This is a genomic window from Plantibacter sp. MCCC 1A11337 (assembly GCF_013349365.1).
Taxonomy (GTDB): Bacteria; Actinomycetota; Actinomycetes; order Actinomycetales; family Microbacteriaceae; genus Plantibacter; species Plantibacter flavus_A.
On sequence record NZ_JABJWX010000003.1, the window covers coordinates 344887 to 365797 of the forward strand.

Genomic DNA, 20911 nt, shown 5'->3' on the forward strand with positions numbered 1-20911 from the left:
TGGAGCGTCCGCGCTTCGTGCTCACCGCCGATCGCCCGACTGCGCCAAGTTTTTCGCGATGATGTCGATGAACTCATTGATCTGCGCACCGACCCGGTTGTACGTCTCCGAGCTGCGACGGTACGGGTCTTCTATGTCGTCGTCCTCAGGGTTCGCAGGAGGCGGTACCAGGCCGCGTTCCGCCGCGGCCGACGCGACGAGCTCCCAGAGATCGGCGGCGGGCTCGGTCTCCGCGATCAAGCGCGCAAACTGAGGAACGGTGAACGTCACTCGCGAGGCACGGGGGAGGAGACGGGCGACATCGCTCCGATGCTCACGCGTCGCGGTGAGGATCAGGTCCGCATCGGCGACGATGTCTCGGTTCAACTGTCGCGGGACGTGGCCGCTCGGGTCTCCGCCGAACCGACGCGACTGCTCGACGACTTCCGGTGGCATGACGAGTTCGGGCTGCATGCCCGTCCCGGCGCTTGACACGCGGATCAGATGGCCACCTGCGGTGACGCCTGCGGCATCGAGCCGAGCCTTCAGGAGCTGCGCACCGAGCGCCGACCGGCAGATGTTCCCAGTGCAGACGAACAGCACCGAGAACGGACGTGTAGCCGCCGCCGTGGCGTCGGTCACGCCTTCACGTCCTCGGTGTAGCCGTAGCCGGCACCATAGCCGTAGCGTGCGTATCCGTAAGCGTCTGGGCCCTTGGTCGGGACCATGGTCATGACGAGACCGGCGACCGAGGCGTTCACGTGGACGAGCGCTTCAAGGGCGCCCTTCAGCTGGTTCTTGTGGGTCCGCCCGGCAGCGACGACGACCAATGCGCCGCCGGTGTGGCGGGCCAGCAGGGCACCATCCGTGACGGGCAGGAGCGGCGGTGCGTCGATGAGCACGTAGTCGAACTGCTTCTCGAGACCGGAGATGAGTTTCTGCATCACGCTGGAGCCGAGCAACTCGCTCGGGTTCGGCGGGATCGCGCCAGCGGGGAGGACGGTGAGCGCGCCGCGGCCCCACGGCTGCATGGTGTCCTCGAGCGTCGCGCGACGGATGAGGACGTCGCTCAAGCCGACGGCTCCTTCAAGGTCGAAATAGGTGGCGAGCTTCGGCCGACGAAGGTCGGCGTCGATGATGATGACGCGGTGACCGGCATCGGCTAGGGCGATGGCGAGGTTCGCCGCTGTCGTGCTCTTCCCCTCGCTCTGGATCGAGGAGGTGACGACGTAGCTGCGGGGTTGGTCACTGACGTCGAGGAACTGGAGGTTCGTTCGGAGGCTGCGGAACGATTCGGCGCGCGGGCTCTTCGGGTCGGCTTGGACGATCAGCGGGCGCTGCTTCGCCTTCGGGTCGAAGGCGATGCCGCCCATGATCGGGATCTCGGTGAGGCCCTCGATGTCGCGCTCGTTCCGAATGCGGGTGTCGAGCGTCTCACGGAGGACCGCGAAAGCAACCCCGAGAGCGAGGCCGACGAGAACACCGAGAGCAAGATTGAGGGGCACGTTCGGGCTCCCCGGCGTCGTCGGCACGTTCGCCTCTTGTACACGGGTCAGTTTCACGGGGCTCGTCGCACCGTCGTCAGTGCTCTCGATCTTCGCGACGACCCCGGTCAAGCTCTCAGCGGTGGTGTTCGCAAGCTCGGCGGCGAGTACGGGGTCCTCGCTCGTCGCGGTGATCTGGATGATCGTGGTGTCGGGCGTGGCTACAGCGGACACTTGCCCACCGAGCTGGCCGGCGGTGATGTTGAGTTCGAGCGCGGCGATGACCGGCTGGAGCACGATCGGTGTGCTCACGAGGTTGACGTAGGTTTTGACCCGCTGTTGCGAGTACGTGTTCCCCTGCGTGAGGTCCGACACGTTGTCACTCGATTGTGTCGACACGAAGACCTTGGCCGATGAGCTGTATTCGGGCGTCTTCGCAAGAGAGTAGGCAGCGGCTGCGGCAACGCCGACGAGCACGAGCGCGACGATCAGCACCCAGTACTTGCGAAGGACACGGAGATAGTCGGTGAGCTCCACGCGGTGGCTTCCGTTCGATGAGGAGAGCGGTTCACCCTGCTGCCAAGGCGTGCCCCGAACAGGGCGTTGGGAGCCATGCTGCCATAAACCGACGCCTGTTCCAGAGCGTCCGTGTCATGAGCATGGCCGATTGCCGTAGTTTGCTCTCGTGACGATGCCACACGAGACCACGCCGCGCGACGATCAACAGACGACGCGGGCGCGTCTCGTCATTGCGACGATCGGATTCGTCGCGACCGTCGTGATCGCGCTGGGGTTCCCAGGTGGTGTGCGGATCGTCGGACCGTTCTCACCGCTCGGTGGCTACGTGCTCGTGTGGCTTCCCCTGGTGGTCGCGCTCCTCATCGTCCTGCTGGTTCCGAGCCTGCGCCCGACGGTTCCGATGGCAGTGCGGTGGAGCGTCCGCCCCATCGACCTCCTCTGGGGTGCTGCGGCGGGCCTCCTTCTGCGGATCGTCGTGAGCTCGCTCGAGATCCTCTGTTATGGCGGGCTTCCCGCCACCGCTGGGAACGCCGTGCCCCTCGCGACCGCAGACGAGGTGGTGTACGTCGTCGTCGCGTTACTCTCGGTGATCCTCATCGCGCCGGTGATCGAGGAGACCTTCTTCCGTGGGCTCGTCCTCCCGTCGATCATCAGGATGCTCCGCGGAGGGCGATGGATAGCAGTCGGGATCAGCGCATTGCTCTTCGCGATCTTGCACCTCCTCGCCGTCACCACCTCCGCCCAAGCGGTCGTCGTCGGGGTCGGAACCCTGCTCGTCGGGCTGGGCGCGGGAAGCCTCGCCGTTCTGACCGGTCGGCTGGGTCCCGCGATCGTCGCGCATGTCGTGTTCAACGCGTCGATCCTCGCGCTCGGTCTGTCCGCCGTAACCGGTGGCACCGGCGTCGTGATTGAATAACCCCCATGCCGGCACCCGAATCCGACAAACGTCGCTCGTCTTCCTCAGGCCCATCGCGAACCTCCTCCAAAGGGTCCGGAAGTCGGCGGAGCACGACGGCGCGCTCCCGTGCCCGACGACGGGAGAACGCGGACCCCGAGCGACTGCGTGCTCGGCGCCGCAGGACCGCGCTCATCGTCTCCGGCGTGCTCGTCCTGTTGTTGGCGGCTGTCGCGTGGATCGGTGTGCGCGCACTCCTCGCCAAGGGGGAACTGGAAGCGGCAGTGCCCCTTGCCCAGCAGGTCCGCGAGCAAGTGCTCGGCGGAGACGCAGCTGCTGCAGGTAAGACCGCTCGTGAGCTCGCAGCCCACGCCCGCGAGGCTGCTGCACTGACGAGCGACCCGATCTGGCGTGCCGCCGAGATCGTGCCGTGGATCGGACCGAACCTCGCAGCCGTCCGGAACTTGGCGGGCGCGACCGACGAGGTCGCCGTCGGAGCGATCGCTCCGCTGGTGAACCTCTCCGGATCGCTTCGCCCCGACCTGTTCAAACCTGTCGACGGTGCGGTACCGCTGCAGCCGATGATCGATGCTCAGCAGGACGTCCGTTCGGCCGACGATGCTCTCGAGGGCGCGGCCAAGCGCGTCCGAGGAATCGACCAGTCCCGCCTCATCAGCCAGGTGTCGTCGGCGGTCGACCAGCTCGGACCGGTCCTTACCGAGACAGCCGACACGGTCGATGCGGCACGGCGCGCGATCGATCTGCTGCCGACGATGCTCGGCGCCGACGGGCCCCGCAATTACCTGATCATGTTCCAGAACCCGGCCGAGCCGCGCGCGAGCGGAGGCAATCCGGGTGCGCTGGCCCTGATCGGCACGGACGGGGGCCGCATCTCGCTCCTACAGCAGGCGACATCAGGTGATTTCCCGCGTTTTCCAGAACCGGTCCTGCCGCTGTCGACGGAGACCGCAGGCATCTACGGCAACATCACTGGGCGCTTCATCCAAGACGTGACGTTGACGCCGCGGTTCGACGTGTCCGCCGAGCTTGCCTCGGAGATGTGGTTCCAACGGTTCGGGACCCGCGTCGATGGCGTGCTCAGCATCGACCCGGTCGCCCTGGGATACCTGCTCGCAGCGACGGGACCGATCGACCTCCCCTCGGGTGATCAGCTCACGACCGAGAACGCCGCGGATCTGTTGTTGAACCAGGTGTACCAGCGCTACCCGGCCGGGGCAGAGCAGGATGCCTTCTTCGCGGCAGCTTCTGCGGCGGTCTTCGACCGCATCTCGACCGGCAACTTCGATGCCACGAAGCTGGTGGCGGCACTCGCCAAGTCGGGCGACGAGCGACGTGTCCTGGTGTGGAACGCCGCTGAAGCGGAGCAACTGCTCCTGGCCGGCACCACGTTGACGGACATGCTCCCGACGGAGGAGCAGCGGGCCGACGCCTTCGGCGTGTACATCAACGACACGACCGGCAGCAAGATGGGCTACTACCTCGATGTGGAGACCCAGAGCGGCATAGCACAGTGTGGTGCCGGAGGACAGGTCTTGGGTTTGCGTCTGAAGATTACGAACACGGCTCCGGCCGACGCCGCAACGTCGCTGAGTGACTACATCACCGGTGCTGGGATATACGGCGTCACGCCTGGCAACTTCAACTTCAAGGTCGCGGTCTACTCTCCTCCAGGGTCGTACACCGAGGGAATCCAGCGTGATGGTGCGGATCTTCCGGTCCAACCAGCACTCGACGGTGACTTCCCGCTCTCGCAGTTCCGACTCGAACTGGCGCCTGGTGAAAGCACGACGATCGACGTGGCGGTGTCGACATCCGGCGTGTCGAAGCAACCTTTTGTCGTTTCGACCCCCAAACTTCATCTTCCTGAAACACAACAACTGGCGCTTACCTGCAAATTTGCCGTACAGTGATGCGTGTTGTCGGGTTTGAGCCGTTTTCGGGGGGTATCAGCGCCGGCGCAATATTCTTCGTCGCAACACCGCTGGTTGTGACGGTAGCTACAGCTATGCCAGTACTGCACTGATCAACGACCAGTCTCCAAGGGGAACCCACATGCTCAAGAAAATCACCGCGGTCTTCGCGCTGGCCCTCGCTGGCCTGTTCATCGCTCCGGTCGCCGCGAACGCTTCGTACGTTCCCGGCGCCGACATCGTCGTCACCGGCGACGTTGCTCCCGGCGGCACCTTCGTCGTGACCTTCACGGACGGTGCCTTCCAGCCGAACGAGGACGTCTCGCTCGCCCTGACCGGTGAGAACGCGACCGGCGCCACGCTCGCCGCCGTCGACACCAAGACGCTCGTGAAGACCGCCTCGGCGACCGGCTCGGTCTCCCTGACCGTCACGCTGCCCACGAACGCGACCGGCACCTATACGGTCACCGGCACCGGCCTCTCCTCGCAGATCATCGGCACCACCACCGTCACGGTGAAGGCTGCTGCTGCAGGTGGCGGCTCCGGCAACGGCGGCCTCGCCGACACCGGTTTCAACACCCCGGCGTTCCTCGTGTGGGGTGCTGCCGGCGCAGTCGTCCTCGGCGCAGCGCTCATCGCGGTCTTCGTGATGATCCGCCGCCAGCGCGCAGGCGTCGCAGCGTAACAAGTTTCTCGACCTTCGGGTCAATAAGAACGGCCGGTGCATCTGCACCGGCCGTTCTTGTTTGTGTCCGAGCCCTACGCGTCGTCGCTCGGGTGGTCGGGGTCTTCCTCCTGGTTGAAGTTCGAGGCGTCGGGGTCGTGGCCGACCGCGAGGCCGTCCTCGCTGTTGGGGATGGTCTGGTTCTCGCCCAGGCCGCCCGGCTTCGGCGTTCCCTCGCTGCTGTTCTGGTCGGTGTCGTTCGTGTCGTTCGTCATGGGGAACAGGTTAAGAGGTACGCGAGCGCGCTTGAGCGGGCTTGACAGGGTGTCCGGGGCAGTGGTTTCAGGCCCTTCGACAGGCTCAGGGGCCGGAGGAGGGGGCTCGGGTACCGGCCATCTTGCGGAAAACGGATAGGCCGGGACATACCTCCCTTCCGGGGGACAGATGACGGGCAATACAGTTCTCGCAGCCTGGGTCCGGTCGTCGGATCCTCCACGACCGAAACGAGCATCATGACCGCCACCGCCGCTTCCAGGACCGCTCCGAAGCCGATCGTCATCTCCTTCTGGCTGTGGGTCGTCTCCGCCGTCCTCTCCGTCATCTCCGGGGTCACGGCCGCGATGTCCGCCGGGACCGTCGCCGAGGCCGCAGCCGAACAGTCGGCCTCGGGCGGTGTGCTCTCCTCGAGCGTCCTCCTGATCTCGACAGCCGTCGGCGCGTTCATCGTCGGCGCACTCCACGTGCTGTTCGCCTTCTTCATGCTCCGCGGTCGCAACTGGGCTCGGATCGTCCTCACCGTGGTCGGCATCCTCTCCGTCCTCGGTTCGATCACCGGGCTGATCGCCCTCAACCCGCTCTCCTTCATCTTCGTCATCGTGACCATCGTCGCGATCGTCCAGATGTACGTGCCGGCAGCTCGCGAGTACTTCGCCGCGAACAAGCGATGAGCGACCACCCTGTCCCGGCGGAGACCGCCCCGCGCCCGGGCTCGCGCCAGGAACGGGCTGAAGCTCGCCGCGCCGAGGCGCGCCTGCCCTACAGCCCCTCGCCTGACACCCGGTGGGGTACCCCGACCGCGCTGACGACCTTCGTCGCGATCATCGCGCTCCTCGTCGTCGTCGAACTCGCACGGACCTTCGGCGTCCTGTCCGGCGAGGTCGGCACGATGATCATGTGGATCATCTTCGACGGCGGCATCCTCGTCGCCCTCGCGATCGTCTGCCGCACCTGGGGAAGCGGGTCCTGGGCGAAGGACTTCGGACTCCGCTTCCGCTGGTTCGACGTGTTCATCGGGCTCGGTTCCGCCGTCGGTATCCAGCTGATCGGTGGCATGATCGGCCAGTTCGTCATCGCCCTCACCGGCGAGACGCCGAAGTCGAACATCGCCCCGCCGTCGCCAGAGCTCGTCTGGGTGCTGGTCAACACCGTGTTCGCCACGGCGATCGTCGCGCCGTTCTGTGAAGAACTCCTCTTCCGCGGGCTCCTGCTGCGCGGATTCCGGAACACCATTCTCCGCGGACGGGCGACGAACGGCGTGCGCCGAGGTGCGGCGACGCCCACGACCGCCCGACGTCGCACGGCCGCGGTCGTCTCGGTGGGAGCAAGTGCACTGATCTTCGCGATCGTCCACCTCTACGAGGGCTGGGGTAGCCCGGTCACCATGGTCACGCTCGGGCTCACCATCCTCGTGCTCGGCACGGTGAACGGTGTCTACGCCGCGACGACCCGTCGCCTCGGACCGGGCATCTGGACGCACGTGTGGTTCAACACCTTCACCGTGCTGCTGACGCTGGCACGCAGCGGGAGCTGACCCGGGCGCCGGTCCTTGGGCGAAGAAGGGAGCCCGTGGACCCTTCGACAGGCTCAGGGACCGGCGGTGGGTCGGCTGGTTGGGGGTGTGGGCCCTTCGACAGGCTCAGGGACCGGGTAGGGCTCAGGGACCGGGTGGGGCTCTGGGGCCGGGTGGAGGCTCAGGGACCGGACGATCGATCAGGAGGCGGAGGGGCGGATTCGGCGCTCGTAGGCGGCGTCGGCCGCGAGCACCGCACGCACGCGGGCGAGGTCGAACTTCGGCTTGCGGTCGAAGTCGTAGATGCCGTTCTGCTCCTGGAACGTGTCGGTGAGCTGCGTGTAGCAGTAGCCGAACATGTTCTCGTCGTCGGTCAGCACGCGGACGAGCCCCGCGAAGCGCTCGTGGAACTCCTCGACCGACGCCACCCGCGCACCATAGCCCCAGGAGTCACCACCGGTGTCCGCCGCCGCGAGCTCCGCGTTCCACCAGATGCCGCCGAACTCCGACACGAAGAACGGCTGCCCCTCGTACGGCAGGGAGATGGTGCGTCCGTCCTCGAGGTTCGTGAACGGCTCTCCGTCCGCGATCCCAGCCTGCTCCACAGCGAACGCCGCCGGGTCCTGCTCGTAGGAGTGCGCGTCCCACACGTCGGTCTCCCGCACCCGGTGCGCGTAGCCTGAGGCGTCGATCACCGGCCGACTCGGGTCGATCAGCTTCGTCGCGAGGAACATGCCACGCGTGACGTCGTCGAGGACGGTCACGCGGTCGTGCAGCGTCTGGTGCGTCTCGTTCAACGGGCACCAGCCGATGATCGACGGATGGTTGACGTCGCGCTCCAACGCTTCAACCCACTGCGTGATGAACGACGCCGTCGGCCCCTGGTTGTGACCGACCGTGCCGGCACCCGACACCCCCCAGTCGCCGAACTCGCCCCACACCAGATACCCGAGCCGGTCCGCGTGATAGAGGTACCGCTCCTCGAACACCTTCTGGTGGAGCCGGGCCCCGTTGAACCCGGCGTCCATCCCGAGCGTGATGTCGGCAACGAGCGCGTCATCGTCCGGCGCGGTCATGAGCGACGACGGCCAGTACCCCTGGTCGAGCACGAGCCGCTGGAAGACGTGGTCGCCGTTGATCAGCACCGCGGTGCCGTCGATCGCGACACTCCGCAGCCCGGCGTAGCTCGAGACGCAGTCGGTGACGTCGCCCGCACCATCGCGGATCTCGATGTCGAGGGTGTAGAGGAACGGGTCGGCGGGGCTCCAGAGCCGCTGCTGGTCCGCAGGGACCTCGAGCCGCACCGACGGCGACATCGTCGACCCGAGCTGCGCGGTCTCGCTCGAAACGACGACTCCGTCCGCGGACAGGGTCACCGTCGCGGTCGAGCCGGCGGCGTTCCGACTCGGGACGAGCGTGCAGTCGAACCGCCCGGCGTCCGCATCGGGGACCACGGTGAACCGACGCAGGTGCAGCTCGTCGACGGCCTCCACCCAGACCGTCTGCCAGATCCCGGTCGTTCGGGTGTAGTAGCAGTCGGTGTTGCCGTACCAGGTCGCCTGCTTCCCACCGGCCTTCGGCTCGTGACGGGTGTCGCGGGCGCGCACCACGATCTCGAGTTCCCGCCCCGGCTCGACCGCACCGAGCGGCACCCGGATCGGCGTGAAGCCACCCCGATGCCGCATCGCCTCGACCCCGTCGACCCACACCGTCGTGTCGTGGTCGACGGCACCGAAGTGCAGCACACCCTGCTTCCCCCGCCACGTCGACGGCACCGTGAACCGCGTGCGGTACCAGACGGCCTCCATGAAGTCCGTGTGCTCGACGCCCGATGCGGCCGACTCCGGCGCGAACGGGACGAGGATGCGGTCGGTCAGTTCGCGGCCGAGGAGCCCGCGCTCGAGCCCGCTGTCGCCGGCGTCGATCTCGAACTCCCACAGGCCGTTGAGATTGACCCAGCCGTCACGGACGAGCTGCGGCCGGGGGTACTCCGGGCGCGGCTGCGGCGCGGTGTCGGCGCGGCCGGTCGGCAGCGGGGCGGGGAAGCGGAGAGGGTGCGTCATGGATGTCGTTCCGATGCGTGGTGGTGGGTGGATGTGTCGTCGGCCCTTCGACAGGCTCAGGGCCCGGGGAGGTTGCTCAGGGACCGGGGAGGTTGCTCAGAGGCCGGGGTGGCCCTTCGACAAGCTCAGGGACCGGGGTGGTTGCTCAGGGAGCGGGGTGGTTGCTCAGGGACCGGGGTGGCCCTTCGACAGGCTCAGGGACCGGGAGTTCGGCTCAGGGACCGGGAGTTCGGCTCAGGGACCGGGAGTTCGGCTCAGGGACCGGGAGTTCGGCTCAGGGAGCGAACGGGCTGAGCCTGTCGAAGGGCGGGGAGCAGCTACCGGGCGTCGTCGACGGCCTTCGTCAGCTCGGCGACGAAGGCCTCGGCGGCCTCCTTGGGGGTGGTCTTGCCGAACTGGACGTCCTGGTTGTAGCGGCCGAGGATCTTCTCGCTGTCGCCACCGCCGACGGGAGTGATCGCCGGCGGGGTGCCGGACTCCTCGCGCGCGGCGTCGACGACGCCCGCCACGATCTGGTCCGTCGGTGTCAGGTCGGGCTCGATGGCCTTCTGGAAGTCCGGGTTCGCGGGCATGCCGCGTTCGGTGCTGAAGAGCTTCGCGACCTCGGTGTCCGTCGTGAGGAAGTCCACCAGCAGTGCCGCCTCGGCGGGGTGCTCGGACTTCGACGAGACCGACCAGTACATCGACGGCTTAAGGTACTGGTATCCCTCGGAGGCGTCCTTCGCCGCGGGGAACGGGAGCATGTCGAGCTGGTGGTCGGGTGCGGCGGCCTGGAACGCGGTGAGCACCGACGACGGCTGGAAGGTCATCGCGACCTTGCCCGTGCTCATGTCCATGAGGTCGATCGCCACACCGTTGCCCTCGGCCAGCTGCGAAGCGCTCGGGGCAGCACCGCTCTCGATCTGGTCGAGTGCGTACTGCCAGTAGCTCTCCACTACCTCGGGCTTCAGGATGACCTTGCCCTCCTTGTCGTAGATGTCGTTGCCGTGCTGACGGGCCCAGAGCGTGAGGGTCGGCATGTCGCCGCCGAACGGGGACATGCCATGGACCGCACCGCCCGAGGCCTCGGTCACCTGCAGGGCGACGTCGTTGAGCTCGTCCCAGGTCCACGTCGTCGCGTCGGGCAGCTGGATCCCGTACTGCTCGAAGATGGACCGGTTGACCATGAGGCCGACGGTGCCGACGCCGATCGGCACGCCGTACAGCTCGTCCTTGACCTTGCCCTGGTCGAGCACCTCGGCGCTGAGATCGGAGGTGTCGAGGAACTCGTCGAGTTCGCCGAGGTCGGCGAGGGCGCCGCGCTGGGCGTAGGAGGCGAGGTAGAGCTGGTCGAACTGCATGACGTCGGGGGCGTCTCCGCCGGCGACCGTGGTGGCGAGTTTGTCCCAATAGCCGCCCCACTCGGTGGACTGGCCCTTGACGGTGATGTTCGGGTACTTCTCCTGGAAGAGGTCGATGGCGGCGCGGGTGCGCTCGTCGCGGGCCGTGGCACCCCACCAGTTGAAGGTGATGGTGACGTCCTCGTCGCTGAGGGACGCGTCGCCGTTGCCGCCCCCGACGGCGCAGCCGGTGAGGGCGAGCGCCGAGACGGCGGTTGCGGCTGCGAAGCCGAGGAGACGGGACCGGGATCGTGGTTGGCGTTGCATGATGCTCCTTTGCATGGGTGGGTCGGTCGGCCCTTCGACAGGCTCAGGGACCGGGATCTGGTTCAGGGACCGGGATGTGTTTCAGGGACCGGGTTGGGGACTCAGAGGTCGGGTTGGGGACTCGGGGACCGGGTTGGGGACTCAAGGACCGGGTTGTGGCTCGGGGACCGGTTGGGGGCGAGGGCTACTTGCCTCCGGTGGTCGCGATGCCCCGCAGGAGGAACCGCTGACCGAACAGGAAGGCGAGGAACACCGGCAACAGAGTGACGACGCTCATGGCGAAGAGCGCGCCGTAGTCGGATTGCGACTGGGTGTCGACGAACGACCGGAGGGCGACCGACGAGGTGTACTTGTCGGGGTCGGTCACGAAGATCAGCTGGCCGAAGAAGTCGTTCCACGTCCAGATGAAGGTGAAGATCGCCGTCGTCGCGAGTGCCGGGGTCATGAGCGGGAGCATGATCTGCACGAAGATCCGCAGGTGACCGGCTCCGTCGATCCGCGCCGCCTCGTCGAGCTCGCGCGGAATGCCGCGGATGAACTGCACCATGAGGAAGATGAAGAACGCGTCCGTCGCGAGGAACTTCGGCACGATGAGCGGCAGGTAGGTGTTGATCCAGTCGAGCTGGGCGAAGATGACGTACTGCGGGATGATCAGCACGTGGATCGGCAGCATCATGGTGAGCAGCATCGCCGCGAAGGCGAAGCGCTTGAACCGGAACCGCAGCCGGGCGAAGCCGTACGCGGCGAGCGAGCAGGTGAGCAGGTTGCCGATGATCGACCCGACGACCACGATCGCCGAGTTCGCCAGGTAGCTCCCGAACGGCTGCGCGAGCGCGTTCCAGCCGTTCGTGTAGTTGGACGCTTCGAACGTGTCGAGCACGAGACCCGGGTTGTCGAAGATGTACCCGTTCGGGCGGAGGGAGGACGCCACCATCCACAGCACGGGGTAGAGCATCAGCAGCCCGAGCAGGATCAGCAGCGCGTGCTTGCCGATGCTCGAGATCCGCTGTCGGCGCAGGAGCTTGGCGCGCTGAGCGTCGCCCCGCTCGCGACGGGCGGCCGCATCGGGTGAGAGGCCGTCCTCGGAGGAGGGGCGGGTCTTGAGGTCAGTCATCGTAGAACACCCAATACTTCGAGGCCCAGAAGTTGATGGCCGTGGCGGCGGCGATGATGATGAGCAGGAGCCACGCGATCGCCGACGCGTACCCCATCTGGAAGCTGCCGAAGCCCCTCTGGTACAGGTAGAGCGTGATGAACAGCGTCGAGTCGGACGGCCCGCCCGATCCGTTCGACACCACGTAGGCCTGCGTGAACGACTGGAACGCGCCGATGATCCCGAGCACGAGGTTGAAGAAGATGATCGGGCTGAGCAATGGCAGGGTGATCGACCGGAACTGTGTCCACCGGCCGGCACCGTCCGTCGACGCCGCCTCGTAGTACTGTCGCGGGATCTGCCGGAGGCCGGCGAGGAAGATCACCATCGGGGCGCCGAACGTCCACACGTGCAGGATGATCAGCGTCGACAGCGCGGTGTCGGGTTCGGAGATCCACCCGGGGCCCTGGATGCCGAAGACGGCGAGCAGCGCGTTGACGAGGCCGCTCGAGCCGAAGACGAGCCGCCAGAGGACCGCGATCGCGACGCTACCGCCGAGGAGTGACGGCAGGTACAGCACCGACCGGTAGAACGAGAGCCCGCGCATGCCGCGATCCAGGAGGACCGCGATCGCCAGGGCGACGATGAGCTGCAACGGCACCGAGACCACGACGTAGGTGATGGTCACCCCGAGGGACTGGTGCAGGCGGGGGTCTTCGACCATCCGCTGCGCGTTCTCCAGCCCGGTGAAGTTCGGGTTCTGGAGGAGGTTGTAGTCGGTGAACGACAGGTAGAGCGAGACGAGGACCGGCCCGAGCGTGATGACGAGGAAACCGATGATCCAGGGACCGAGGAAGAGGAGTGCCGCGCGGTTGTCGCGGAATTCGGAGGCGTCGCGGTGCTTGAGCGCCCCCTTCGGCGTCCGCAGCGCGCGCAGCTCGTTGAGCGCGCTCATGTGGCGGCTCGCGTGATGGGTGGTGGGCTCTCGAACATGCTGCGCATCTCCTTCGACTCGCTGCGACCGTGCTGACAGGGAGACACGCTAACGGCTTGTGCTACGTAGCACAAGACGCAGTTGGAAAACGCTTGCCGCGATGACCCGGACGTCGTGGAGTCGCTACGCTTGCGTCAGGACGGACGCGCGGTGGAGCGTGCGCGACCGACGGGGAGGCACGGATGGCAGTGACCGCACGGGATGTCGCGCAGGCGGCCGGTGTCTCCCAGCGGACGGTTTCGGACGTCGTGAACCTGCCGGGGCGGGTCGGCGCCGAGACCCGCAAGCGCGTGCAGGCGGTCATCGACGAGCTCGGCTATCGGCCCAATCCGCACGCGCGGGGGCTCCGCAACAACCGCAGTGGACTCATCGCGCTCGTCGTCCCCGAGCTCGATGTGCCGTACTTCTCCGACCTCGCCCGCTGCCTCATCCCCGAACTCACGAAACGCTCGCTTACCCTCGTCGTCGACCAGACGAACGGCGATCCGGAACGGGAGCGCGCGGTGCTCACCGGGGGAGCGGTGTCCTCGACGTTCGACGGCGTGCTGCTCAACGCCCTCAACCTCACAGCCGCTGACGTCGAAGCCGCCGCCGCGACCCAGCCCATCGTCCTGCTTGGTGAGCGCGACTACGGCGCGAGCGCGGACCATGTCGCCATCGACGGCACCGAGGCGGCCTACCTGGCGACCCGACACCTGATCGAACGTGGATGCACCCGCATCGGAGCCATCGGTCGGCAGGCCCATTCCACGGGCACCGCGAAGCAGCGCGTGGACGGGTTCACGAGAGCGATGCGGGAGGCCGGCCTCGACCCGAACCGGTATATGGCCGAAGGGGAATACGATCGCGCGAGTGGTGCGGCCGTCATGGGCGAGATGCTCGACGCCGGCGATCCCCCGGACGGCGTGTTCTGTTTCAACGACCTCATGGCGCTGGGCGCGATGCGTGCGGCGTGGGATCGCGGCATCGACATCCCGCACGACCTTGCCGTGGTCGGCTTCGACGACATCGAGGACGGCCGGTACGCGATGCGGTCACTGACGACGGTCGCGCCCGACAAGGAGGCCATCGCCCGCGAGGCGGTCGCCATGCTGGTCGAACGCGTGGCCGGACACGTCGGGCCGGGGCGCCGGGTGCGCGCCGGGTTCGAACTCGTCGTGCGGGAGTCCTCGGCCGAGTGACACGGTGCACTCGCTACGGGATGACCGCGCAGGCGCCGTTCGTTCCCAGAGCGTTCGATGTGCCGCTCACAACCCGGTAGGGCGAAGACCAGGTCGTCGACGGCAGAGTGAGTCGCGCGCCGATGTAGACGTTCGAGCCGAGGAGACCCCCGAGGAGTCCCAGGCTGAACGTCGAGGTCACGGTCGTCGTGCCGCTCGTGGACGACGGGGAGATGACCGTGTTGGGGGTGAACGAGGCGTTCGCCGAGTAGGCGTAGTTGATCGTGTAACCGGCTGGGATCGTGTACACGACGGTGTACGAGGAGAGCAGTCCGACGGCGTTCGGATTGAAGGTGCAACTGGAGAACGTCGGTGACGGTACGGTGGCCGCGGTGAAGTCACCTGTCCCGAATTCGGCATCGGCCCAGGCCGCGTCCACCGGCGCCGGTGCAGGGTGCGTGAGGAGGAAGGTCATCGCGACGGCGATGGCCGTTGCGGCGGTCCGGCGGCGCCACAGGAGGACACGGCCGCCGTTGTCACCCCGCGGTCGCATCATCGGCCCGCAGGATCGTCGCATCCCTCGCCGAACGCGAATGCTGTCGCAGCGCACCGAACCATGCACCGACGAGACCGATCAGGATCGCCCCCGCTGCCGCCCAGACCGCGAATTCGATGCTCGCGCCGGTGCGGGGGAGCGTGGTGATCGGGCCGGGCGAGACCGAGAGGTCGTCACCGACGCCCTCGGCCGTGACCGTGAGGGCGACCGAGGCGTTCGCCACCGCTGCGCCGGACGGCATCCGGACGTCGAACTTCAGCCACCACGCCTCGGTGCTCCTCATCGAAAGGACCGCGCGCTCGACACCGTCGACGGGCACCGCCATCTCGTCGAACAGGTGGGTGACGGTGCCGACGCAGCCGGCTGCGGTCCAGCGGACGGAACACGCGTCGACCGCCATGACGAGTCCGAGCTCGGTCGAGCCCGAGCCGACCATGGTCACGTCGATGGAGCCCGGTGTCGCCTCCGGCTTGGTCGTGATGCCCACCTCCCAGGGCGTCGACCGACCCGGGGTGAGGGACCGCATGGCCGACGGGTCGCCGATCGAGGTGAGCACGACCGCCTCGCCGGCGATGACGTCCACCGTCGGCTCGGCGTGGGCAGGAGCGGCGCCGCCGATCGCGAGGCCGGCTCCGAGGAGCAGGGCGACCGGTGAGCAGCGGAGCGCGGCGTGGCGAGCCGGTCGTGGTCCGGCTCCGTCGGCACCGGCAGCGGCCGAGCGGCGCCGCGGAGCAGGACGACCGCCGCCGCCCGCTCCTCCCTCACCACCCGGCGGGCGCTTGCGATCCGAGCGCGGCCAGAACGCCCACATGACGAGGGCCGAACAGCTGAGCGTCAGTCCGCCGAGGACCCACGGGTTGGACAACCACACGACGAGGTACGCGAGCCCGGGCACCGAGGCGAGCACGAGGCGGACCGTCGAGACCGTGTACGGCTCGGGGTCCTCCGACCGGTTCGCATCGCCCTGCATGGTGATCGTGCGTTGTGGTCCGGCGGTGTCGACGCCGCCGCTCACCGAGGTGACGCGGTGGGTGACGGGCAGCTGGCCGGCACGGTCGACTGTCACGACGTCGCCCACCGCGATGTCGGATGCCGGGATCTCGCGGACGAGCGCGAGTGAGCCGGTGGGGATCGTCGGGCTCATGGAACCGGTCTTGAACATGATGAGGGTCACGTTGAAGCAGGTCGCGAGGATGACGAGCACGATGCAGACCAACCCGCCGACGGCGGCGAGGTTGAGCAGGGTGTCTCCGACGATCGACGCCACCGAGCGGCGGGGCTGCTGCCGCTCGGTGGCGTCGATCGCTTCCGAGGAGGGTCGGGTCACGGTGCTCCGATCAGGAACTGGAGGTACTGGTGAACTGCCACGTCGCCGACGCCGTTCCACCCTGGAAGCTGGAGGCCGTGCCCGCCTTCACCCGCACGTCGAAGCAGAAGCGCACCGTCGAACCGCCGGCCGCCGTGAGTGCTCCGGTCGCCGTCGGCGGAGCCGTGCCCGTCGACAACGACGCGGTGTAGGCGGGGACGGTCGCCGAGGTGAACGCGGCGGCGTTGCAGGCCGTGCCCGCCGCCGTCGTGACGACGCGGTACTCGAGCTGTGGCAGGAGGGTGCCCGTCGCCGCCGAGACCGCGGACAGCGCCGCCGTCCCACCGATGTTCGTCGCGGCGGTCGTGCGGATGTCGATGAAGGCGAACTGCGACAACCCCGGCGACATGGCGGTCGCGTTGAAGACCAGCGTGGCGGGGTTCGCCGCCTCGTGAGCCGCCCAGGTCGACGACGAGGTCTGCGACTCCACGGCGAAGGTGCTGGCCGCGAAGGTCGCCGTTCCGAACTCGTCGTCGCTCCACGCGGCGAGGGTGAGCGAGGTCCCGACGCCCAGCACGAGCGCGGCTGCGAGGGCCGCTCTGGCCTTCGTGTAGCGCGACGTGCTCCGTCGTCGATCGGTGCGTTGGTGTCTCCCCATCGCCGGAGTGTGTCGTCCCATGATCGCCGTCTCGCCGCGGGTTACGGCAGCGGAGTGGTGGACTCGGCTGCGAACTCCCAGACCACGGTGCCGCTCGGCGACGACTGCGGCAGCGTCGCGGACGGTGTGACCTCGAAGCAGAGGAACACCGGGGTCGTGACCGCACCCAGTGTGAAGATGTCCGCGGCCGTGCTCGACGTGGTCGCTGCGTCCGTCACGAGCGGGTCACCGGCGGCGAAGCTCGTGGCGTCGCAGCCGAACGTGGTGGTCTCCACGACGGAGTAGCTGAGCGAGGAGGCGATGGCGGCTCCGCTCGTGGCCGTGATGTCCACCGTGCCGGCGTACGTCGACGCGGCGGTCAGCTGGACGGCGAACCCGGCGTAGACGGGCTCTTCGGGTGCCAGGTTGTCGGCTTCCACCGCGAAGGTGAGCGGGGCGGCCGCCGCCTCGGTCGGGTGTTCGGTGAAGGCGGTGCCGTCCGTGCTGCCCTCGATGCCGAACCCACCACCGGCGAAGATCCCGGTCGCGAACTCGGAATCGTTCCAGGCCGCGAGGGTGATCGCCGCACCGACGCCGAGCACCAGCCCGCCGGCCAGGATCGCCTTCGCCCGCTTGCTGCGCAGGCCGCGCACGGGTGCGTCGGTGCCGGTGGCCGCTGGGGCCTCGGTGCTGGTGTCGATGGTCATGGAAGCCCCCTGAGGTCCGTCGGTGACGGCTGACGTCACCACAGGTGTCGGGCGTGCGGAGACGGTCTCCGCGCGTCTCGCGACACTCTCAGGACGATAGGCAGCCGGGTGTCTGTTGTAACCAGTAGTGGGGTACTGGGATCCGTGGCGGAGCGCGGCAGACTACCGAGATCGGCCGCTCCGGCCCGCGAGCGGATGACGCCCGCGGGCCGGCTCGGTCACGCCTCGCGCTGCCCTGACTGCACGACGATCCGGCCCAGGTCGCGCCGACGGCCGGCGCCGAGCTTCGTCCGCGCCTGCAGGACGTGCGACTCGACCGTCCGGACGCTGAGGAACAGGCGGGTCGCGATCTCCTGGTTGCTCAACCCCTGGGCGATGAGGTGCGCCACCTCCAACTCGCGTCGAGTGAGCGAGCTCACGTCGGCGGGCGGTCCGTCCCGGTGCATGGTCTGGTCGAAGGGGATGTAGGCGAGAGGTGCATGGGCGGCGGGCCGGTCGATCTCGAGCGCGTCGTCCGGCGTGGGCGGCGCTGAGGCCGCCGATCCGCGCGGCGAGCCGAAGCCCTCCGCGGTGGCGACCGGGACAGCGTGCTCCGGAGCGAGGTCGACGAGCGGTCCGGTCGGCTGCTCCGACAGCCCGGCGACGCGCTCGGCGCAGCGACGGGCGTGGTGCGGACGTCCCTGTTCCGTGTGCAGGCGCGCAGCGAGCTGGTGGGCTCCGATGGCCCGATGCCGGGCTCCCACCGCTTCGAGCGAGCACGCGGCTTCCTCCACCCGGCTCGCATCACCCGCTGCACCGGCATCGAGGAGGAGGAACAGCGCGCCCTGCAGCGGCGTCTTCTCGCTGTCCCTCGCGTCGGCCACCCAGGAGAACGCCTCCGCTGCATCCGTGCCGACCACGGAGGCCAGGCACGCGGAGTAGAGCCGTTCGGTCAGCGGATTCGAACCGGACTCGGCCATGTGGTGCAACTGCAGCTTGGCAGCCGTCAGGTTGCCGTCGGCGAGGAGCAGGCTGAAGTCGGCGATGTCGGCGAGGTAGGAGAGGACGGAGGACGACGCGATGAGTCGCCGATCCTCGCCGGAGCGCCGTTCCATCGCCTCGTCGAGTTGTCCCGTCTGCGCGAGCGCTCCGATGAGGATGAGCGAGGCCTGCGCGTGGACGTCGGGTGGGACCGTCGAGTCGAGCATGCGCTCGACGACCCGCAGGTCCGCCAGCGCTCGCTCCGGGCGGCCGTCGAAGAAGGCGAGCTGGGCGCCGAGCAGTCCGACGATGCACTGATCGGTCGTCGCTAGGCGACCGGTCCCACGCTCCGCACGCTCGGCGAACTCGTCGATGTACCGCGCGAAGCCGGCCCAGGACAGGCCGGTCAGGAGCCGGATCGTGCCGGCCGAGAGGACGTACATCGCGCTCGCGTCGCGCATCGCGTGGGACAGCGGTCGTGCGGCGTTGTAGGGCACCCGGCGGTACACCGCGTCGCCGGCGTGAAGGAACTCGCGGAGCTCGGTCGGCGTCGCGTGCAGGCCGCGTCGGCTGAGGAGTGCCGCGCCTGCGTACAGTCTCGAGGACTGCGGCGCGGTGTCGTCCTGGAGGACGCTCTCGTACAGGCCGTCGCTCTCGGTCGGTCCCGGATCGGTCTGTTGCCGCCACAGCTCGACCATCTCGATGCGCCGCGTGAGCGCACGGCTGTACTCGGCTCGTTCGGTGAGCACCTGCGCGCACGTCCGGTCACCCCAGCGGTCCAGCGTCGCACGCCAGCTCAGCACCTCGGCCCGGATGTCTTCGTCGGAATCCGCCTCCGGACCGACGTCGAGCACGCGTTGTGCACCGTCGACGTCGCCGAGCATGGCGAGCGATCTCGACTGCTGCAGCGCCGCGCTCACGGAGGGGCGCCAGGTGAAGGCACGAGCCGCGAGCAGCTGGCCGTCCGCGGCGAGTCCGGCGACGTTCGCGACGTGCGCCGCGTCCAGGTAGACCCGCGCCATCGTGACGGCCTCGAACCCGTGGTCGAAGCGGTCGTCGTCCGCGGACAACCAATACCGGCCGAGGATGAACGACTCGTTCGGTGTCAGCCGGCTCCCCGCACGGAGGTCCGCGATCAGCGTGCGCTGGACCCGGTCGTGCGGGCGCAGCCGACCGCCGTGCCGCCACTCGGCCAACGCCGACCAGGCGTGCAGCTCGTCGGCGACGATCCGGTCCTGCCCTGACCCGTCATTGCGCGCCAGGCCCAGCCGCAAGAGGGTGTGCAGCTCGTGTTCGCCGATCAGCCGGGCCGCGCGCGAGTAGGGGACCGGCCCGAGCTTCGCGAGCATCACGAGGGCGTAGCGGCCCTCGTCGTCGAGGCGGGAGAGCTGCGGATCCGTGAGGTCGTGGATGCGCGGTGAGACACCGGCCACCCCGAGCGACAGGATGCTGCGCGGCAGGTAGAACTCGCCGCCCGTCTCGAGGGCGTCCTTGGTGAGCTCGTGGACGAGGCGTGGTGAGCCGTTGCTGAGTCGCACGATGACGGCTTTCGCCATGTCGTCCAGGACGGCGTCGTCCGCGGCTGCATCGGCGAGTGCCGAGGCCTCGAACCCGTCGAGCGCCGGGAGGTCGATCCGGGTGAGCGATCCGCCTCGCCAGACCGAGAGCAGCCGCTGCGCCGAATCGTCGGAGGCGCTCGGCAGCCCGGCGCGCTCCTGTTCGAGCGTGACGAGCGCCACGTGCTCGCGTGACCTGGTGAGGTCGACGAGGTCGGACAGGCCGCCCGCCTGGAGACCGGCGCCGTCGTCGATGATGAAGACCGAGCCGCTCGGGGCGGTCCGCCAGTCGCTCAAGAGGTGCGACGCGTCGGCCGCCGTCCCGGAGAGTCGGACGACGGCACGACCTGCACGCTGCATGCGCCCGCCGATCGTGTCGGCCGTGAAGGTCTTGCCGTAGCCGTGGGGGCCGACGAGCAGCGTGCTCGTACGGCGTTCGATGAGCGCTGCGACCCGGGCGATCGCGGCCTCCCGACTACTCTGCTGGGCCGGCGCCCGCGACGCGGCCTGGCGGAACTCGGCCGTCCGTCGCATCGGCGACCCGGCCGGCCGGGAGCCGCCCGAGTATCGCGGAGAGCGGACGGTCATGGCAGGGCTCGCTCGTCGAAACGGTGCTGTCGCCCCCGCACCGATGCGGTCTCAACCTGCTCTTCCATCGCAGCCCCCTCAAGCTCCGTCGTCCAGCGAGATCCGTCGTCCGATCGTCGTATCGCCACCCCTGCTCAGCGGTACTGACCTCCGTCCGACGGGACCCTCCATTGGATCTGTCCCCCATTATCCGGACTCCCTGAGCACTTGGAGAGCCCTAGCTGGGTGTTCTCAGTAGAAACTACGTACCCCACGTGGGGGATACCTCGTAACCACCGGGGGAAACGTCCCACGCTCCGCCCTCGGCGGGCGGAATACCGGTTTCGGCCACGGCACTACCCGGGTTGCTGTCCCACCTCTGGGGGACAGGGATGTCCGGCTCTA

Annotated in this window: 18 protein-coding genes; 6 read left to right on the forward strand and 12 right to left on the reverse strand. The window is 68.3% G+C overall.

Translation table 11 applies throughout. The features are described from left to right. Window positions 1-21 precede the first annotated feature (21 nt). The gene (locus HOW07_RS13395; RefSeq protein ID WP_175117437.1) at window positions 22-621 is read right to left on the reverse strand and encodes a low molecular weight phosphatase family protein; all 600 of its coding nucleotides are present in this window, start codon (window positions 619-621) and stop codon (window positions 22-24) included. After that, window positions 618-2000 (reverse strand): polysaccharide biosynthesis tyrosine autokinase, encoded by a 1383-nt coding sequence (locus HOW07_RS13400; RefSeq protein WP_079003159.1) that lies wholly within the window; start codon window positions 1998-2000, stop codon window positions 618-620. Before HOW07_RS13400 ends, HOW07_RS13395 begins: the two co-directional genes overlap by 4 nt. A 154-nt stretch (window positions 2001-2154) precedes the next feature. Between HOW07_RS13400 and HOW07_RS13405 the strand changes: the two genes are divergently transcribed. From HOW07_RS13405 to HOW07_RS13415, 3 genes are all read left to right on the forward strand, one after another. Beyond that, window positions 2155-2898 (forward strand): CPBP family intramembrane glutamic endopeptidase, encoded by a 744-nt coding sequence (locus HOW07_RS13405; protein WP_254628392.1) that lies wholly within the window; start codon window positions 2155-2157, stop codon window positions 2896-2898. 185 nt (window positions 2899-3083) lie between these two features. Further along, window positions 3084-4808, forward strand: a complete 1725-nt coding sequence (locus tag HOW07_RS13410) for a DUF4012 domain-containing protein (RefSeq protein ID WP_175117439.1) — start codon at window positions 3084-3086, stop codon at window positions 4806-4808. A 142-nt stretch (window positions 4809-4950) separates the two neighbouring features. After that, complete coding sequence (locus tag HOW07_RS13415) at window positions 4951-5493, forward strand: hypothetical protein (RefSeq protein ID WP_079003156.1); 543 nt, start codon at window positions 4951-4953, stop codon at window positions 5491-5493. A 74-nt stretch (window positions 5494-5567) separates the two neighbouring features. On the opposite strand, the gene HOW07_RS13420 is transcribed toward HOW07_RS13415, so the two are convergent. Continuing rightward, on the reverse strand, window positions 5568-5747 hold the full coding sequence (locus HOW07_RS13420; protein WP_064296076.1) for a hypothetical protein: 180 nt from the start codon (window positions 5745-5747) through the stop codon (window positions 5568-5570). Between the two features lie 237 nt (window positions 5748-5984). On the opposite strand from HOW07_RS13420, the gene HOW07_RS13425 reads away from it, so the two are divergent. Beyond that, on the forward strand, window positions 5985-6419 hold the full coding sequence (locus HOW07_RS13425; RefSeq protein WP_064296075.1) for a hypothetical protein: 435 nt from the start codon (window positions 5985-5987) through the stop codon (window positions 6417-6419). Further along, a complete protein-coding gene (locus HOW07_RS13430) occupies window positions 6416-7282 on the forward strand; it encodes a type II CAAX prenyl endopeptidase Rce1 family protein (RefSeq protein WP_175117440.1) in 867 nt (288 codons plus the stop codon). Before HOW07_RS13425 ends, HOW07_RS13430 begins: the two co-directional genes overlap by 4 nt. A gap of 179 nt (window positions 7283-7461) precedes the next feature. On the opposite strand, the gene HOW07_RS13435 is transcribed toward HOW07_RS13430, so the two are convergent. The 4 genes from HOW07_RS13435 to HOW07_RS13450 all read right to left on the reverse strand — a co-directional run bounded on the left by HOW07_RS13435 (window position 7462) and on the right by HOW07_RS13450 (window position 13018). Beyond that, window positions 7462-9324, reverse strand: a complete 1863-nt coding sequence (locus HOW07_RS13435) for a glycoside hydrolase family 2 protein (protein WP_175117441.1) — start codon at window positions 9322-9324, stop codon at window positions 7462-7464. Window positions 9325-9641: 317 nt separating this feature from the next. Then, complete coding sequence (locus tag HOW07_RS13440) at window positions 9642-10970, reverse strand: ABC transporter substrate-binding protein (protein WP_175117442.1); 1329 nt, start codon at window positions 10968-10970, stop codon at window positions 9642-9644. 184 nt (window positions 10971-11154) lie between these two features. Then, entirely contained in the window at window positions 11155-12084 is a 930-nt protein-coding gene (locus HOW07_RS13445; protein WP_064295786.1) for a carbohydrate ABC transporter permease, read from the reverse strand. Further along, window positions 12077-13018: a carbohydrate ABC transporter permease gene (locus HOW07_RS13450; protein ID WP_175117443.1), complete on the reverse strand. Its 942-nt coding sequence runs from the start codon at window positions 13016-13018 to the stop codon at window positions 12077-12079. The genes HOW07_RS13445 and HOW07_RS13450 overlap by 8 nt, the downstream gene beginning before the upstream one ends. A 221-nt stretch (window positions 13019-13239) precedes the next feature. On the opposite strand from HOW07_RS13450, the gene HOW07_RS13455 reads away from it, so the two are divergent. After that, a complete protein-coding gene (locus HOW07_RS13455) occupies window positions 13240-14238 on the forward strand; it encodes a LacI family DNA-binding transcriptional regulator (protein WP_175117444.1) in 999 nt (332 codons plus the stop codon). A gap of 13 nt (window positions 14239-14251) precedes the next feature. Here HOW07_RS13455 and HOW07_RS13460 read toward each other — a convergent pair whose 3' ends face one another. From HOW07_RS13460 to HOW07_RS19675, 5 genes are all read right to left on the reverse strand, one after another. Then, complete coding sequence (locus HOW07_RS13460) at window positions 14252-14773, reverse strand: hypothetical protein (RefSeq protein WP_175117445.1); 522 nt, start codon at window positions 14771-14773, stop codon at window positions 14252-14254. Beyond that, entirely contained in the window at window positions 14754-16100 is a 1347-nt protein-coding gene (locus tag HOW07_RS13465) for a signal peptidase I (protein ID WP_371743682.1), read from the reverse strand. Before HOW07_RS13465 ends, HOW07_RS13460 begins: the two co-directional genes overlap by 20 nt. A 10-nt stretch (window positions 16101-16110) precedes the next feature. Then, entirely contained in the window at window positions 16111-16737 is a 627-nt protein-coding gene (locus tag HOW07_RS13470; RefSeq protein WP_175117446.1) for a SipW-dependent-type signal peptide-containing protein, read from the reverse strand. Window positions 16738-16778: 41 nt separating this feature from the next. After that, entirely contained in the window at window positions 16779-17423 is a 645-nt protein-coding gene (locus HOW07_RS13475) for a SipW-dependent-type signal peptide-containing protein (protein ID WP_175117447.1), read from the reverse strand. Between the two features lie 218 nt (window positions 17424-17641). Continuing rightward, a complete protein-coding gene (locus HOW07_RS19675) occupies window positions 17642-20527 on the reverse strand; it encodes a helix-turn-helix transcriptional regulator (protein WP_175117448.1) in 2886 nt (961 codons plus the stop codon). Between the last annotated feature and the right edge of the window lie 384 nt (window positions 20528-20911).